At 69.0% G+C, this 15968-nt stretch carries 13 protein-coding genes; 2 read left to right on the forward strand and 11 right to left on the reverse strand.

Features of this window, described 5'->3' with window-relative positions; translation table 11 throughout:
• The first annotated feature begins 2 nt into the window (after positions 1-2).
• The gene (locus QA634_RS17130) at positions 3-554 is read left to right on the forward strand and encodes a GNAT family N-acetyltransferase (protein ID WP_012333173.1); all 552 of its coding nucleotides are present in this window, start codon (positions 3-5) and stop codon (positions 552-554) included.
• Between the two features lie 867 nt (positions 555-1421).
• The gene (locus tag QA634_RS17135; protein WP_043701310.1) at positions 1422-5981 is read left to right on the forward strand and encodes a beta strand repeat-containing protein; all 4560 of its coding nucleotides are present in this window, start codon (positions 1422-1424) and stop codon (positions 5979-5981) included.
• 192 nt (positions 5982-6173) lie between these two features.
• Here the strand turns inward: QA634_RS17135 and QA634_RS17140 are convergent, their stop codons facing one another.
• The 11 genes from QA634_RS17140 to QA634_RS17190 form a co-directional block, all read right to left on the reverse strand.
• The gene (locus QA634_RS17140; protein ID WP_012333175.1) at positions 6174-7121 is read right to left on the reverse strand and encodes a hypothetical protein; all 948 of its coding nucleotides are present in this window, start codon (positions 7119-7121) and stop codon (positions 6174-6176) included.
• 117 nt (positions 7122-7238) lie between these two features.
• Positions 7239-7481 carry a hypothetical protein gene (locus tag QA634_RS35880; RefSeq protein ID WP_150108679.1) on the reverse strand — a complete coding sequence of 81 codons (243 nt, stop codon included), beginning with the start codon at positions 7479-7481 and terminating at the stop codon, positions 7239-7241.
• Positions 7482-7977: 496 nt separating this feature from the next.
• Positions 7978-9306, reverse strand: coding sequence for a Tol-Pal system beta propeller repeat protein TolB (gene tolB / locus QA634_RS17150; protein ID WP_012333176.1), 1329 nt, complete (start codon positions 9304-9306; stop codon positions 7978-7980).
• 125 nt (positions 9307-9431) lie between these two features.
• Positions 9432-10826: a cell envelope integrity protein TolA gene (gene tolA, locus QA634_RS17155; RefSeq protein ID WP_012333177.1), complete on the reverse strand. Its 1395-nt coding sequence runs from the start codon at positions 10824-10826 to the stop codon at positions 9432-9434.
• 7 nt (positions 10827-10833) lie between these two features.
• The gene (locus QA634_RS17160; protein ID WP_026190562.1) at positions 10834-11277 is read right to left on the reverse strand and encodes an ExbD/TolR family protein; all 444 of its coding nucleotides are present in this window, start codon (positions 11275-11277) and stop codon (positions 10834-10836) included.
• Positions 11278-11308: 31 nt separating this feature from the next.
• Entirely contained in the window at positions 11309-12025 is a 717-nt protein-coding gene (gene tolQ / locus QA634_RS17165) for a protein TolQ (RefSeq protein WP_012333179.1), read from the reverse strand.
• A 177-nt stretch (positions 12026-12202) separates the two neighbouring features.
• On the reverse strand, positions 12203-13099 hold the full coding sequence (locus QA634_RS17170; protein ID WP_012333180.1) for a lysophospholipid acyltransferase family protein: 897 nt from the start codon (positions 13097-13099) through the stop codon (positions 12203-12205).
• The gene (rimI, locus tag QA634_RS17175) at positions 13096-13578 is read right to left on the reverse strand and encodes a ribosomal protein S18-alanine N-acetyltransferase (protein ID WP_012333181.1); all 483 of its coding nucleotides are present in this window, start codon (positions 13576-13578) and stop codon (positions 13096-13098) included. Before rimI ends, QA634_RS17170 begins: the two co-directional genes overlap by 4 nt.
• Positions 13579-13936: 358 nt before the next feature.
• Positions 13937-14632, reverse strand: coding sequence for a tRNA (adenosine(37)-N6)-threonylcarbamoyltransferase complex dimerization subunit type 1 TsaB (gene tsaB / locus QA634_RS17180; protein ID WP_012333182.1), 696 nt, complete (start codon positions 14630-14632; stop codon positions 13937-13939).
• A gap of 114 nt (positions 14633-14746) precedes the next feature.
• Positions 14747-15310, reverse strand: a complete 564-nt coding sequence (locus tag QA634_RS17185) for a NifU family protein (RefSeq protein WP_012333183.1) — start codon at positions 15308-15310, stop codon at positions 14747-14749.
• A gap of 107 nt (positions 15311-15417) precedes the next feature.
• On the reverse strand, positions 15418-15921 hold the full coding sequence (locus QA634_RS17190) for a universal stress protein (RefSeq protein WP_012333184.1): 504 nt from the start codon (positions 15919-15921) through the stop codon (positions 15418-15420).
• Positions 15922-15968 lie beyond the last annotated feature (47 nt).

Below are 15968 nucleotides of genomic sequence, written 5' to 3' on the forward strand. Positions count from 1 at the left end.
AAATGCTGGACCTGACACATGCTTCAGAGCCCGGTAGGGAGTTGAAAGTGCATAGACCTAAGCACAAGCTTCCGAAGACAAACCAATCTGCAGACTCGAACGTCCGACCGGCGTGTTCCGCCGACCTTGACGTCATTATACAACTAATGATGCAGTTTCACGAGGAAAGTGTATACAAGCGTCTGCACTTAGATGTTGATCGATTAGCAGGTTTCCTGAAAATGGCGATAACTCGTCCTGATCATTGTGTTAACGTATACGGACAGAATGCAATAAACGGGGTTTTTGCGGGGGCATTGACTACCCCATTTTTTTCAAAAGATCTTGTGGCGAAAGATATATTTTTCTTTGTTAATAGAGAGCACCGTGGTTCTCGCGCTGCTTACTCGCTCTGGAAGGCGTTTGAATTATGGTCAGCGCAACGAGGCGCTACTGCAATCTGGTGTGGTGTTGCCACCGGCATCTCGCTTGAGCGTACTGACAAGTTTTTCACCTCGTTGGGCTGCGAGAATATTGGAAAAAACTACTGGTTGAAAGTACCGCCGCCCGGGTAGGAGGACTGCGGTCTCTGCGCAAGAAACTGGAAACGAGGGAGATGCGAAATGTGTGGCGGTTACTACGGTCCGAGTAATGAGATTGATTACACACTCAGCGGTGGTAACAACAACGCATACGCGTATTACAACAGCACGTACAATCTTATGGGCGGATTGAACTACCAATGGTGGAGTCCATCACCAACGGCCTCGTCGCTTACCGTTCATCTCAGCTCAGGGAATAGCTCTGACCACCTGTTGCTTGGAAGCAGCTACTACTCATCCTGGAGTAGTGGAAATAGCTTTACCCTATCCGTCTCAGGAGGGCAGATCTTATACAATGGTACTAGTGTTGTAGGAACCTTTGTAACTCCAGCAGCTGGACAAGATCTGTCAATCAACATCAACTCTGCTTATAACTCAAATTACGAGGTTATGGCAGCGTTGATGCAGGATGTGCAGTATTACAATTCATCAACCAACCGATCTGCGTATGACGAGACTGTCAGTTTTCAGTTTTCTGGATCTGGGTTCTGGTCAACTCCGACTATTAATCTGCATGTTCAAGGGTACGTAACTGCTCCATCCGTATCTCTTGCTAACGATACAGGCTCTAGTCACAGCGACAGAGTTACCTCTGACCCCACGCTAGTCACTAGCGGGCTGTTTAGTGGGAACGCGCTTGAGTTTTGGAATGGAAATAGCTGGAGTAGCACCTCATTTGTCGCCCAGGAAGGCGCGAACACGGTAAGCGTGCGTCAAGTTCGGCCCGACGGAACGGCTAGCTCTTCCTCCTCGCTCAGCTTTACATTGGATCGCAGCGCTCCGAGCCTGTCGGGGGCTGCGACAACCCAGCCGAACCCCAATGGCTGGTACAAGGGTAATGTGACGGTCCACTGGACTGCCAGCGATGCTCTGTCCGGACTTGCTGGCGCTGCCCCCGCGGACAAGACCATCACCACGGAAGGGGCGAACCTCTCGGCCACGGCCAGCGTATCGGACAAGGCGGGCAACAGCGCCTCGGCGACGGTCAGCGGCATCAACATCGACAAGACGGCGCCGACGCTGTCGGGGGCGGCGACGACGCAGGCCAACGCCAACGGCTGGTACAACCACGACGTCGCGGTCGCTTGGACGGCCGCGGATGCTCTGTCCGGACTTGCTGGCGCTGCTCCCGCGGACAAGACCATCACCACGGAAGGGGCGAACCAGTCGGTCTCGGCCAGCGTGCAGGACAAGGCGGGCAACAGCACCTCGGCGTCGGTCAGCGGCATCAACATCGACAAGACCGGCCCGACGCTGTCGGGGGCGGCGACGACGCAAGCCAACGCCAACGGCTGGTACAACCACGACGTCGCGGTTGGCTTCACGGCCGCGGATGCCCTGTCGGGTGTTGACACGGTCAGTGGTCCCACCACGCTCTCAACCGAAGGGACGAACCAGTCGGTTCAGGGATCGGCGACCGACAAGGCGGGCAACAGCGCCTCGGTGACGGTCAGCGGCATCAACATCGACAAGACCGGCCCGACGCTGTCGGGAGCGGCGACGACGCAGGCCAACGCCAACGGCTGGTACAACCACGACGTCGCGGTCCACTGGACAGCCGCGGATGCCCTGTCGGGCATCGATGGCACGGCTCCGGCCGACGCGAGCCTGACCACGGAGGGCGCGAACCAGTCGGTCTCGGCCAGCGTGCTGGACAAGGCGGGCAACAGCACCTCGGCGTCGGTCAGCGGCATCAACATCGACAAGACCGGCCCGACGCTGTCGGGAGCGGCGACGACGCAGGCCAATGCCAACGGCTGGTACAACCACGATGTCGCAGTCGGCTTCACGGCCGCGGATGCCCTGTCGGGTGTTGACACGGTCAGTGGTCCCACCACGCTCTCAACCGAAGGGACGAACCAGTCGGTTCAGGGATCGGCGACCGACAAGGCGGGCAACAGCGCCTCGGTGACGGTCAGCGGCATCAACATCGACAAGACCGGCCCGACGCTGTCGGGAGCGGCGACGACGCAGGCCAACGCCAACGGCTGGTACAACCACGACGTCGCGGTCCACTGGACAGCCGCGGATGCCCTGTCGGGCATCGATGGCACGGCTCCGGCCGACGCGAGCCTGACCACGGAGGGCGCGAACCAGTCGGTCTCGGCCAGCGTGCTGGACAAGGCGGGCAACAGCACCTCGGCGTCGGTCAGCGGCATCAACATCGACAAGACCGGCCCGACGCTGTCGGGAGCGGCGACGACGCAGGCCAACGCCAACGGCTGGTACAACCACGACGTCGCGGTTGGCTTCACGGCCGCGGATGCCCTGTCGGGTGTTGACACGGTCAGTGGTGTCACCACGCTCTCGACCGAAGGGACGAACCAGTCGGTTCAGGGTTCGGCGACCGACAAGGCGGGCAACAGCGCCTCGGTGACGGTCAGTGGCATCAACATCGACAAGACCGGCCCGACGCTGTCGGGAGCGGCGACGACGCAGGCCAATGCCAACGGCTGGTACAACCACGATGTCGCAGTCGGCTTCACGGCCGCGGATGCCCTGTCGGGTGTTGACACGGTCAGTGGTGTCACCACGCTCTCGACCGAAGGGACGAACCAGTCGGTTCAGGGTTCGGCGACCGACAAGGCGGGCAACAGCGCCTCGGTGACGGTCAGTGGCATCAACATCGACAAGACCGGCCCGACGCTGTCGGGGGCGGCGACGACGCAGGCCAATGCCAACGGCTGGTACAACCACGACGTCGCGGTCGCTTGGACGGCCGCGGATGCTCTGTCCGGACTTGCTGGCGCTGCTCCCGCGGACAAGACCATCACCACGGAAGGGGCGAACCAGTCGGTCTCGGCCAGCGTGCAGGACAAGGCGGGCAACAGCACCTCGGCGTCGGTCAGTGGCATCAACATCGACAAGACCGGCCCGACGCTGTCGGGGGCGGCGACGACGCAAGCCAACGCCAACGGCTGGTACAACCACGACGTCGCGGTTGGCTTCACGGCCGCGGACAGCCTGTCGGGTGTTGACACGGTCAGTGGTCCCACCACGCTCTCAACCGAAGGGACGAACCAGTCGGTTCAGGGATCGGCGACCGACAAGGCGGGCAACAGCGCCTCGGTGACGGTCAGCGGCATCAACATCGACAAGACCGGCCCGACGCTGTCGGGAGCGGCGACGACGCAGGCCAACGCCAACGGCTGGTACAACCACGACGTCGCGGTCCACTGGACAGCCGCGGATGCCCTGTCGGGCATCGATGGCACGGCTCCGGCCGACGCGAGCCTGACCACGGAGGGCGCGAACCAGTCGGTCTCGGCCAGCGTGCTGGACAAGGCGGGCAACAGCACCTCGGCGTCGGTCAGCGGCATCAACATCGACAAGACCGGCCCGACCTTGTCGGGAGCGGCGACGACGCAGGCCAACGCCAACGGCTGGTACAAGGGGGACGTCGCGGTCCACTGGACGGCCGCGGATGCTCTGTCGGGGCTCGATGGCGCGGCTCCGGCCGACGCGAGCCTGACCACGGAAGGGGCGAACCAGTCGGTCTCGGCGAGCACGTCGGACAAGGCGGGCAACAGCACCTCGACGACGGTCAGCGGCATCAACATCGACAAGACCGGACCGACGCTGTCGGGAGCGGCGACGACGCAGGCCAATGCCAACGGCTGGTACAACCACGACGTCGCGGTCCACTGGACGGCCGCGGATGCTCTGTCAGGGCTCGATGGCGCGGCTCCGGCCGATGCGAGCCTGACCACGGAGGGCGCGAACCAGTCGGTCTCGGCCAGCGTGCTGGACAAGGCGGGCAACAGCACCTCGGCGTCGGTCAGTGGCATCAACATCGACAAGACCGGCCCGACGCTGTCGGGGGCGGCGACGACGCAAGCCAACGCCAACGGCTGGTACAACCACGACGTCGCGGTTGGCTTCACGGCCGCGGACAGCCTGTCGGGTGTTGACACGGTCAGTGGTGTCACCACGCTCTCGACCGAAGGGACGAACCAGTCGGTTCAGGGATCGGCGACCGACAAGGCGGGCAACAGCGCCTCGGTGACGGTCAGCGGCATCAACATCGACAAGACCGGCCCGACGCTGTCGGGAGCGGCGACGACGCAGGCCAATGCCAACGGCTGGTACAAGGGGGACGTCGCGGTCCACTGGACGGCCGCGGATGCTCTGTCGGGGCTCGATGGCGCGGCTCCGGCCGACGCGAGCCTGACCACGGAGGGCGCGAACCAGTCGGCCTCGGCCAGCGTGCAGGACAAGGCGGGCAACAGCACCTCGGCGTCGGTCAGCGGCATCAACATCGACAAGACCGGCCCGACGCTGTCGGGAGCGGCGACGACGCAGGCCAATGCCAACGGCTGGTACAACCACGACGTCGCGGTCCACTGGACGGCCGCGGATGCCCTGTCGGGGCTCGATGGCGCGGCTCCGGCCGATGCGAGCCTGACCACGGAGGGCGCGAACCGGTCGGTCTCGGCCAGCGTGCAGGACAAGGCTGGCAACAGCGCCTCGGTGACGGTCAGTGGCATCAACATCGACAAGACCGCGCCGACGGGCACGGGTTCCCATTCGGACGGAACCTACACCACCGTGGCCAGCGACACCCTCCTGGTCTCGGCCGCCGATGCCCTTTCAGGTGTGGCATCGGTTCAGTTCTACGACAACGACGTGGCGCTCCGCACACCAGTGACGGCGGTGGATCAGACCACAGGCAAGTATACGCTGGCGGCCACCAACCTGACGGAGGGCAAGCACGTCTTCACGGCGGTGGCGACGGACAAAGCGGGTAATCAGAGCGGGTCCATGAGCGTGGGCACGACGCTAGTGGACACGACGGCTCCCGTGACATCGATCACGGATATTACCCAGAGTGTGACCAAGACCGGATCAACCACCCTGGTCAGCGGCTCCTCAGAAGCCAACAGCACCGTCACGTTGCTCGATACAAATGGGACGACAGTGCTGGGCACCGCGAATGCCGACAGTGCGGGTCATTGGAACACCACGCTGACGAACCTGTCCAATGTCGTGCACAACTTCACTGCCAAAGCGACCGACTTGGCAGGCAATGTGGGCTCCTCCAGTCAGGTGGCGATTTTCGGGACCACTGGCAATGACGTCATCAAAGCAGTACCCGGTGGGGGCCTCATCGTCGGTTCGACCGGCAATGACAATATGACAGCTGGCGTCGGGATCGATAACTTCGTGTTCCATGCCAATCTTGGAAAGAACGTCATCTCGGGGTTCGATGTATTCCAAGATATTCTGAGTTTCGATCACAACCTGTTTGCAGGAATTACGGACGCATCGAAGATCATAAACTACACGGCTGACGTGAATGGGAACGCAACGGTCATCGTCGACCCGAACGACACGGTGACCCTGCTCGGTGTGACCAAGGCGCAGCTACAAGCTCACCTGAGTGACTTCCACCTCCTGTGAAGCCGTGACTTCGGAGACCAGGACAGGAAAGGCTGCCCGGAAGCTTTCGGGCAGCGGTGTCGAGGCCAATCTTGGTCAAACCAAGACTGCGTTCATCAAGCTTGCTCCTGAGCAGGCGGCGCGGTTCTCCGGGCCGACCTGCGGGTCGGCTTCTCCTGGCAGGTCCGGCCGTTCGGGATCATTGGATGGCCGTCACTCGGCTGTTCCGAAGAGGGCGGCGGCGTGGGCGTGGACGAGGTCCTCGGCGCGCTGGTGGCGAGCGATCTTCCGCTGGAAGGTGGCGGCGTGCATGCTCTTGGGCTTGTCGAGACCATCGCCGATGGCACCGTCCGAGTCACCGAGTTGGTGGCGGAGCTTGAAGGCGCGGCTGATGGCGCGGTTGCGGGGGCTCTCGCGCTGGGAGCGGTAGGCGAGGCGGTAGGCCTGCCGGGCGGCGAAGCCGGTGGCGCCGAGGGGCAGGTCGAGCCTGGAAGTGCGGCGCCCGGTGAGGGGGCAGAGGAACCACCAGCGCTGGCCCCCGAGGGGCTGGGGCGTAGCAAGGACGGCGACGGTCTCGTCGTGCTCGGAGAGCGTGCGGCGGCGGGTGGTGCGGTAGAGCAGGCGGACGTGCCCGCGATCCTGGCCGAGAGTGGCGGAAGAAGTGACGGAGGCCCTGGGCTGCCCGGGGTAGCGGGAAGTCCAGGTCAGGGTGCCGACGCGGGTGTGGCCGGGCTGGATGATGCGGTCGCGCAGGGGTTTGGGGAGATCGAGGGCGAGGCAGCTCTCGACGGTGGGCCTGCCGCCCCAGTTGCCGCTGGTGACGCCGCCCATGTCCCGTCCCGTCTCGTCTCCCGCGGATTGTCCGAAATTCCGTGGCAAGTTTTGCACCTGGGTGACCCTCCAGGTCGTCGCGCCGCGGGCGGTCGGGATGCCACGCTCGGTCAGGGCGCGGGCCAGGCCGGCCGCGGAGGTGACGCCCGCCGCGCGCAACTCGGCGAGGGCCGGGGCGAGGCGCTGCGCATTGCGCTCGCCCCGCGCCCTCCGGCCGGCGGCGGCGGCCGCGTGGTCGGCCGGCGTGAACCTCTTCCCCCGGAAGCCACCCAGGACTTGGCCGCGGGCCTTGGCGGCGGCCAGCGCGGCCCTGCTTGGCGGTGCTGACACGGGCGTAGGTGACGAAGGCGCGGGGCGGCGTGGGGTCTGGGGGCGGGGGGCACGGAATGCTCAACGAACAATGAGCTTGATGGTGTGGATGGCTCCTGATGACGAGAACTGACGGTGTCATCCTGGGCGGGCCCATGGTCTTGCCGAACCGCTCCTCGCTAAAGCGGCAGAGGTCCGGCAACGTCCAGTTCGACGGCTCCCCGCGCTCCGAGTCCGGCCCGACCAGGATCCGGTGCACCAGCACTGCCTGCTCGCCCTCGCTGAGAATCTCCCGCTGCGGCCGTGCGGACGGTCCACCAGCCCGGCCAGTCCCTCGGCATGGAACCGGATCACCGCGTCGCGCAGCGCTTGACGCTCCATCCCAGCCGCCCGGGCCGCCTGGCGCGGTCATGCCGTCCAGCGCGTTAGCGACGGCCAGGAGGCGCTGCATCGTGCATCGGCGGGGCTCGCGCGCCGGGCCAGGCGACGCAACTCGGCGGTGCTTGCGCGGTCGGTGCGGATCGTCAGGCCCGGTCGTGCCATGGCGGCTTCCTGCTGCACAGGCCGCAGGCCAGCACAGACGCGCCTCACAACCAGCTCACGTCCGAGTCAACGCCAAAGCGCCGCGGTATTAGCTCGACGTTGGCCCATGCGATGGGCGCTCGGCACCGGTGAGGTGACGAAGCGGGCGAGACGTCGGACGAGAAGCTTGACGGCGACCGCCTGCAGGAAGGCAGAAGCCAAGGTGAGGTGCATCAAGAGCTTTCCAATACGGCGGTGTTACCTGATCTAGACGAAGAAATGTTAAACGGCCCAACTGCTTGGATGCACAGCGCAGTATTCTGCGCCCGCCGCCCGGGTCAGCGTCGGCGCCCTCTCACCTCTGCGCGTCGAGCAGCGGCGACCAGGTCGGGTCCGAGGCGTAGGACGGGGTCGGCACCGGCTGCTCCACCCGGCCGGTGACGTCGACCATGTAGAGCTTGCCGCCCGCCTGCCCGCCCGGATCGCGGAAGAACATCACGTATTGGCCGTTCGGCGCCCAGGTCGGCCCCTCGTTGTGGAAGCCCTCCGTCAGCACCCGCTCGCCGGAGCCGTCCGGCTTCATGATGCAGATCGCGAAGGAGCCTCGCCGCTGGCGCGTGAAGGCGATGTAGTCGCCCCGCGGCGACCAGGCCGGCTGCGAGGCCGAGCCGTCGCCGAAGGAGATCCGGCGCGGATTCGAGCCGTCCGCCCCCATCACGTAGATCTGCTGCTGGCCGCCGCGGTCGGATTCGAACACGATCTCGCGCCCGTCCGGCGAGAAGGACGGCGAGGTGTCGATGGCGTTGGCGTTGGTGATCCGGGTCTGCGCCTTGCTGGCGAGGTCCATCACGTAGATGCTGGCGTTGCCGCCGTCCTGGTCGCTCATCACGATCCGCCGGCCGTCCGGCGAGAACCGGGGGCTCGTGCTCATCTCGGCGTGGGTCGGGATCACCTGGCGGGCGCCGGTCTCCAGGTTGATGACCTGGACCCGCGGCTGCTGGCCGGTGGTCTGCGACATGTAGGTGATGTCCTGCGTCGCCGGCGAGTAGCGCGGCGCCACCACGGCGGCCTCGCCGCTCGTCAGGTAGCGCACGTTCGCGCCGTCCTGGTCCATGATCGCGAGCCGCTTGCGGCGGCGCTCCTTGGAGCCGGACTCGTCCACGAAGGCCACCCGCGTGTCGAAGAAGCCGCCGATCCCGGTGATCTTCGTGTAGACGGCGTCCGAGATCAGGTGGCCCATGCGGCGGGAATTGCCGGAGCCGCCCGCATATTGCTGGCCGATCATCTGCTGGCCCGAGAGCACGTCCCAGAGCCGGAACTCGGCCTTGACGCCGCCCGAGGCGTCGCGCGTGACCCGGCCCGTGACCAGGCCCTGCGCCCCCGCCTCCTTCCAGGCGGCGAAGTTCGGCGCCGCGTCGAAATTCGGCGTCTCGGGGAAGCGCGCCCTGTCGATCGGCACGAAGTAGCCGGAGCGCTTCAGGTTGTTGGCGACGATGCCGGAGACGAGCGGCGCCAGCGACGGGTCGCCGGCGAAATCCGCCACCGCGATCGGCATCGGCTGGAAGGCGCCGCCCGACCCGACGCGCAGGTTGAGCTGCGCCGCGGCCGGACCGGTCAGCACGAGGAACAGCCACAGCACGGGAGCCAGCGCGTGCGGCCATCGCGAGAGGAGGCGAGGAAGCATGGGGCGTGTGTCCGTCAGGATGTCGAAGGATGCAGGATGGCGGTGGGGGCGGAGCGGCGAGGTCCCCCTCCCGCGCGGGAGAGGAGCCCGGCGCGCGATCCTGCCGGGGTCATCGCGTCGTCGGCTCAGGCCCGCGGCAGCTCGAACTCCGCGTTGATCACGCGCCAATCACTGTAGAAGGGCGCGAACTGGGAGGGGATGCGGTAGGGGGCGCAGCGGCGCACCGCGCGCACGGCCGCCTCAGCGATCGAGCGGTCGACCGCGCTGCCCCCGGCCCGCAGGATGCGCGGCTCGGCCCCGAGCGACCCGTCCGGATTGAGCCGGATGTCGAGCTGCGGCAGCACCACGCCCTGGGCGGCGCCGGGCGGGGCCGAGTAGCAGCGCTCGATCTGCTGCTGCAGCAGGCCGACCAGGGCGTCGCGCTGGCTCGGGCTGAGCCGGGCCGCGCTCCCCGAGGCGGTGCCGAGGGCCGCCGTGCGCTGGACCTCGCGGCCGGTGGCGCCGCTCGCCTGGGCGGGGGCGCGGGTGGCCAGCATGTCGCGGATCGAGCCGGCATTGAACTGGTTGGCGAGTTCGGCCTGCCGGCGCGCCTTCGCCTCGGCCGCCGCCTTGGCTTTCGCCTCCGCGACCGCCTTGGCGCGGGCCGCGTCGGCCTTGGCCTTGGCCTCCGCGGCCGCCTTGGCCTCCGCGGCCGCCTTGGCCTCAGCCGCCGCCTTGGCCTCCGCGGCGGCCTTCGCCTTCGCTTCCGCCCGGGCTTCCGCCTCCGCCTCGGCCTTGGCCTCCGCCTCGGCCTTGGCCCGGGCCTCGGCCTGCGCCTTGGCCTCGGCGCGGGCCTTCTCCGCCCGCGCCTTCTCGGCCCGGGCCTTCTCCTGCGCGGCCTTCTCCTTCGCCTCGGCCTCCTCGCGGGCGATCAGCTCCGCCAGTTCCTCGCGGCGGGCCGCTTCGGCCTTCGCCTTCGCCTCGGCCTGCGCCTTCTCGGCGGCCCTCGCGGCGGCGGCTTTCGCGGCCTCGGCGGCGGCCTTGGCGGCCTCGGCGCGGGCCGCCCGGGCGGCTTCGGCCTTGGCCGCTTCCGCTCTGGCGGCCTCCGCCTTCGCGGCCTCGGCCCGCGCCTGCTCGCGCGCCTCGCTGTCGTCGGGGCGCGTCGGCGGCAGGGGCGCGGGCGGCTCCAGGGCCGGCCGCAGCGGCGGCAGGACCGGCTCCTCGGCATTCGCCACCCTCATCTCGGGCGGGCGGGTCGGCGGGGTCGGCACGTCGGTCTTGGCCTCGCCGGGATCCTTCTCGATCGCCTTGTCGGCGACGCGGTCGGCGCGCGGGGCCTTCGCGGGCGCGTCGCCCTCCGGCCGGCCGCGCGTGAGTTCCGAGAACTCGTTCTCGGTGATGACCTCGACGGGCACGCCCTCCTCGGCCCGCGGCAGCTCGTGGGCCGCCGCGGCGTAGAGCGCGGCGCCGAGCAGGGCCACGTGAATCAGCCCCGAGATCCAGATTCCGGGCTCGGACCGCTTGAGGGAGGGCAGGCCCATGCGGCGCCTATCGCTGGTCGGGCTCGGTGACGAGGGCGACCTTCTTGAAGCCGCCGCCCGTCACGATCGCCATCACCTGCGCGACCCGGCCGTAATCGACCCGCTTGTCGCCGCGCACGAAGACGCGCTCCTCGAACCCCTCCCGCGCCGTGGCGCTGAGGCGGGGCACGATGGCGTCGTCGGCGAGTTCCTCCTCGCCGAGGAAGACCTGGCCGGTCTGCCGGATCGAGAGGGTGACCGGCTTGGCGTCCGAGTTGAGCGGCGCGGCCTTGGTCTGCGGCAGATCGAGGGGCACGCCCACCGTCATCATCGGCGCTGCCACCATGAAGATGATGAGCAGCACCAGCACGACGTCGATGAACGGCGTCATGTTGATCTCGTTGATGGCGCCGCCCCGCCGCCCGCGCCGGCGGCGCTTGCCGCCCTGTGCGGCTCCGGTGGCCATGCCCATGATCGTCGTCCCGGCTCGCGTGGGGAGGGGGTCAGGCGACGAGCGCGAGGCGCTCGTCGATCTGGCGCGACAGGATGGCGGAGAATTCGTCGGCGAAGCCTTCGAGGCGTCCCTGCAGCTTGCCCACCGAGGCCTGGAGCTTGTTGTAGGCGAGCACGGCCGGGATCGCCGCGAAGAGGCCGATCGCGGTGGCGAAGAGCGCCTCCGCGATGCCAGGCGCCACCACCGCCAGGCTGGTGTTCTTGGAGGCGGCGATCGACGTGAAGGCGGTCATGATGCCCCAGACGGTGCCGAACAGGCCGATATAGGGGCCGGCCGAGCCGATCGAGGCCAGGAAGAGCAGGCGCGATTCGAAGCGCTCGACCTCCCGCTGGATGGTCACGTCGAGCACCTTGTCGATGCGCTGGCTCAGGCTCTGGATCGAGCGGCCCGAGCCCTCGAAGGAGCGCTTCCACTCGCGCATCGCCGCGACGAAGACCGCCGCGAGCCCGGTCGGCGCCTTGTCGTGGAAGGAGCGGTAGAGCTCCTCCAGCGAGCGGCCCGACCAGAAGGATTCCTCGAAGGCGTCCATCTCGGCCTTGGCACGGCGGAACAGCAGCGTCTTGTCGACGATGATGGCCCAGCACCAGACGGAGGCGCCGAGCAGCCCGAGCATCACCACCTTGACCACGACGTGCGCCTGCCAGAACAGGCCGAACAGGGTGATCTCGTGGACCGGAAGGGCCTGGACGGCATCGGCGGGGTTCATGCAATCGTCCTCACGTCCCGGGCGGCGGATCCAGCCCCTGGTGCGTCCTCGGATTGAGCGGTTTGACGTTCGATCGCGCTCGAATCTGTCGAAAGTAAGGGAAGCGGGCCGGCTCCGGCCGCTGCCGGGGCCAGTTAAGGGGCGGTCAGGGTTAAGGTTTGGTTGAGGCCGCCGGCCTCAGCCGGCCGCCCGGAGGGCCGCGGGCGCCGCTTCGGGCGCCGGCGAGGCCCCGGCGGAGCGCGCCGGCGGCGCGGCGGGGAACGGCGCGCGGCCCGTCACGGACTCCTGCAGCGACCGGCGCACGGCGTCCTGCGCGAGCGCGGTGGCGGCCTTGCGGTCGCTGCCGGTGGCGAAGGCGACCGGCTCGGCCCAGACCACCTCGACGTCGATCGGCCCGCGTTCCAGGAACAGCGCGAGGTGCGGCGCGAGGTCCATGTCGCCGTACCACGCGATCTCCGGCCGCTCCCGCCGGGTGAGCGGCAGGCCGTGGCGCGCCGTGTAGGCGATGCAGAGGGGCTGCAGCCGCACTTGGTCGAGGCCGCCCTCGGTCAGGGCCGCCCGCGCCGCCCCGACCAGCGAGGTGCGGAAGGGCAGGAGGCGGTTGCCGTCGCCGGTCGTGCCCTCGGCGAACAGCACCACCGTCTCCCCGGCCGAGAGCCGGCGGCTGAGCTCGGTGTTGACCACCGCCGTGTGGCGCTTGCGGGCGCGGTCGATGAAGACCGTGCGCTGCATCCGCGCCATGAAGCCGATCACCGGCCAGCCGGCGATCTCGGACTTGGCCACGAAGGAGAGCGGCCGCAGGGCGCCGAGGACCAGGATGTCGAGCCAGGAGATGTGGTTGGCGAGCACCAGGGTCGCCTCGCCCGGGGCGGGCGGCGTGCCGGAGACCCGCACCCGCACCTGGAACAGGGCGAGGAACAGGCGGTGCAGGAGGAGGGGCGCGAGCCCCGCCGCCCGCCCGCCCCGCCGCAGGGCGAGGAGGTGCGGGCCGATCAGCAGCAGGAAGGCGCCCGCGTAGACGACGAGGCGCAGCCCCGTCTTCGCGTGGCGGGCGACGCGGGCCGGGGCGATCACGCGAGGCTCGCCCGCATGGTCACGGCCGCGGCCCGGCTTCCGTCCGGGCGGGTGTAGTAGGCGGCGCGGCGGCCGGTCTCGACGAAGCCGAGGCGGCGATACAGGGCGAGCGCCGCCGCGTTGCCGTCGTCGACCTCCAGGTGGACGACGCGCACCCCCGCATCGGCGAGGGCCCGCAGGTGCGCGGCGAGCAGGGTGCGGCCGAGCCCCGCGCCCCGGGAGGCGGGGCCGATCACGACCGTGAGGATCTCGGCCTCGTCGAGGACGATCCGCGACAGCGCGAAGCCCGAGAGCCGCCCGCCCTGCATGAGCCCGTGGGCGACGTGCCCGCGCTCGCAGAGCATCTGCTCGAATTCGTGGACCTCCCAGGGCCGCGCGAAGCCGGTGGCGTGAAGGGCGGCGAGGTCGGGGGCGTGCTCGGCGGAGACGAGCGGCGCCACGTGGGGCGGAGGCGGCGGGGAGAGGAAGGGGATCCGCATCGGCCTAGAGGCTGTGATGGAGCTCGGACGGGCGTGACGTCGCGTCGGCGACGTCCGGCCCGCCGGGAGGCCCGCTTCCGGCTGCTCTCGGCCCCTGCCCGGCGCTCAACCCGGGCCCGCACAACACCTGTCTGCGCTCCATCACAGCCTCTCAGCATCATTCCGCCGGCCGGGACCGGCCGGTGCCGAAGCGGTCACCGCTTCGGCGGCGAAAATCGATGCGAAACCAAGAGACCAAGCGGAAGTGCCCCTTGCAAGTCTGCCTAGAGCATTTTCCGACGAAGTGGATGCCGGTTCGTCGCGGAAAATGCGGCAAGATCTAGAGCGGCACCCGGTTGCAACGTGATCGGGTGCCGCTCTAGCGCCGAGGCAGGCGGGCGTGGTCCTGGGGCTGCGCGTCCGGCCCGCGGAGATAGAGGGGGCGCGGCAGCGCGTGCTCCGGATCGGCGACGAGGCCGAGCGAGGCGACCCAGGCGATCTCCGGGGCGATGTGCCCCTCCGGCACGACCGCCCGGCCGCCCGCCGCGTTGGCGGCCGCCGCGAGGGCGGGCGCCGCCGAGCCGGCGAGCGCCGCCGGGCCGACCAGGTGCTGCGCCGCCTCGGCGGCCGGGATCAGGGCCGGCGGCACCACGATGCCGCCGTCCGGGCTCAGGGCCTGGAAGTAGACCTGGCCGTGGCGGGCGTCGATCGCGGCGGCGAGGAGGTAGCCCTGGCCGAGGAAATCCTCGGGCGAGGCGAGGAGCGGCGCCAGCAGGGCCGAGAGCGTGGTGACGCCGACCACCGGCACCCCGCAGGCGAGGCCCACCGCCCGCGCCGCCGCGAGCCCGACGCGCAGGCCCGTATAGCTGCCCGGGCCGACCGTGACGGCGACCCGGTCGAGGCTCGCGAAGCCGCCCTCGACCCGGGCCACCACCCGCTCGACCAGGGGCAGCAGCGCCTCGGCATGGCCGCGCAGCAGCGCGAGGCTCTCCTGCGCCAGGGGCTCGGCCTCCTCGTCCGAGGAGATGCAGGCCGCGCAGGTTTCGAGCGCCGTGTCGATGGCCAGGATACGCAAGGATCGCCGACTCCGCTGCCGGGCGCGGCCCTTCCGCCGCCCGACGTTGCGCGCACACTCTACCTCATGCGCCCGGCCCCGTCAGCGCGAAGCGTGGCCGCTGTGGACAGGGCCTCAGACGGCCTGGACCTCCCGCACCTCGGGCAGGAAGTGCCGGAACAGGTTCTGCACGCCCTGGCGCAGGGTGGCGGTGGAGGACGGGCAGCCCGAGCAGGCGCCCTTCATCTCCAGGTAGACGACGCCCTCCCGGTAGCCCCGGAAGGTGATGTCGCCGCCGTCGCCCGCCACCGCCGGGCGCACCCGGGTCTCGAGCAGGTCCTTGATGGTCGCGACCGTGTCGGCATCCGCCTCGGCGAAGAACTCCTCGGCGGGGGCCGCGGGCGCGGCGCCGGCGTCGAGCACGGGCGCTCCCGACAGGAAATGCTCCATGATGGCGCCGAGCACGGCCGGCTTCACCTGCGGCCATTCCGAACCGTCCTCGGCCTTGGTGACCGAGATGAAGTCGTGGCCGAAATAGACGCCGGCCACGCCCGGCACCGCGAAGAGGGCGCGGGCGAGGGGCGAGGGCGCCGCCTGGTCGGGGGAACGCGCCTCGAAGGTGCCGTCCGTGAGCACGACCTTCCCGGGCAGGAACTTCAGGGTGGCGGGGTTCGGCGTCGCTTCGGTCTGGATGAACATGCGGGTTCCTCGGGTTCTCAGCGCCGGTTCAAGGCCGGCCGGGAACGGCGCGTGGCGCCACGGCTGATGTGGACCCGGGCGGCGAAAACCGCAACGCCGAAGGGGCCTCAGCCGGCGAGCGCGGTGATCTCGGCCTCGGTCAGCGCCCCCGGCACGATCACCACGGGCACCGGGAAGGATCCGGCGGCCCGGCCGGCGATGCTCGCCACGAGCGGCCCCGGCCCGTCCGTGCCGGTCGCCGCGGCGAGGACCAGGAAACCGATATCCTCGTCCTCGCGGATCAGGCGCAGGATCTCGTCGGCGCGCTCGCCCGTGCGCACGAGGCATTCCGGATCGACCCCGGCGGCGTGGCGCGCGCCGGCCGCGAGGGCGTCGAGGCGCTCCCGGATCTCGGCCTCGGCCTCTTCCCGCATCGCGTCCCCGACGCCGAGCCACTCGAAACTCTCGGGCGGCTCGGCCACCGCCAGCATCACCACCCGGGCATTGAGCCGCGCGGCCCGCCGCACGGCGAAGTGCAGCGCGCGGTCGCATTCGGGCGTCCCGTCGACGAGGACCAGGAACTTGAGCCGGTGACCCGGCTCGAAGGACCGGCGCCGCTTGATCTCGGCCATGATAGGACGCGCTCCGCCGCCCGGATGCTGCCGTCCCGCGGCCCGGG

The sequence above is a fragment of the Methylobacterium sp. CB376 genome (genome assembly GCF_029714205.1).
Classification (GTDB): Bacteria; Pseudomonadota; Alphaproteobacteria; order Rhizobiales; family Beijerinckiaceae; genus Methylobacterium.

Coding starts and splice junctions, on each gene's coding strand:
- QA634_RS17160 (WP_026190562.1), bottom strand. CDS start 11,277: ATGGGCATGGCCACCGGAGCCGCACAGGGCGGCAAGCGCCGCCGGCGC.
- tolB (WP_012333176.1), bottom strand. CDS start 9,306: ATGCTTCCTCGCCTCCTCTCGCGATGGCCGCACGCGCTGGCTCCCGTG.
- QA634_RS35880 (WP_150108679.1), bottom strand. CDS start 7,481: ATGGAGCGTCAAGCGCTGCGCGACGCGGTGATCCGGTTCCATGCCGAG.
- tolA (WP_012333177.1), bottom strand. CDS start 10,826: ATGGGCCTGCCCTCCCTCAAGCGGTCCGAGCCCGGAATCTGGATCTCG.
- rimI (WP_012333181.1), bottom strand. CDS start 13,578: ATGCGGATCCCCTTCCTCTCCCCGCCGCCTCCGCCCCACGTGGCGCCG.
- QA634_RS17130 (WP_012333173.1), top strand. CDS start 3: ATGCTGGACCTGACACATGCTTCAGAGCCCGGTAGGGAGTTGAAAGTG.
- tolQ (WP_012333179.1), bottom strand. CDS start 12,025: ATGAACCCCGCCGATGCCGTCCAGGCCCTTCCGGTCCACGAGATCACC.
- QA634_RS17190 (WP_012333184.1), bottom strand. CDS start 15,921: ATGGCCGAGATCAAGCGGCGCCGGTCCTTCGAGCCGGGTCACCGGCTC.
- QA634_RS17185 (WP_012333183.1), bottom strand. CDS start 15,310: ATGTTCATCCAGACCGAAGCGACGCCGAACCCCGCCACCCTGAAGTTC.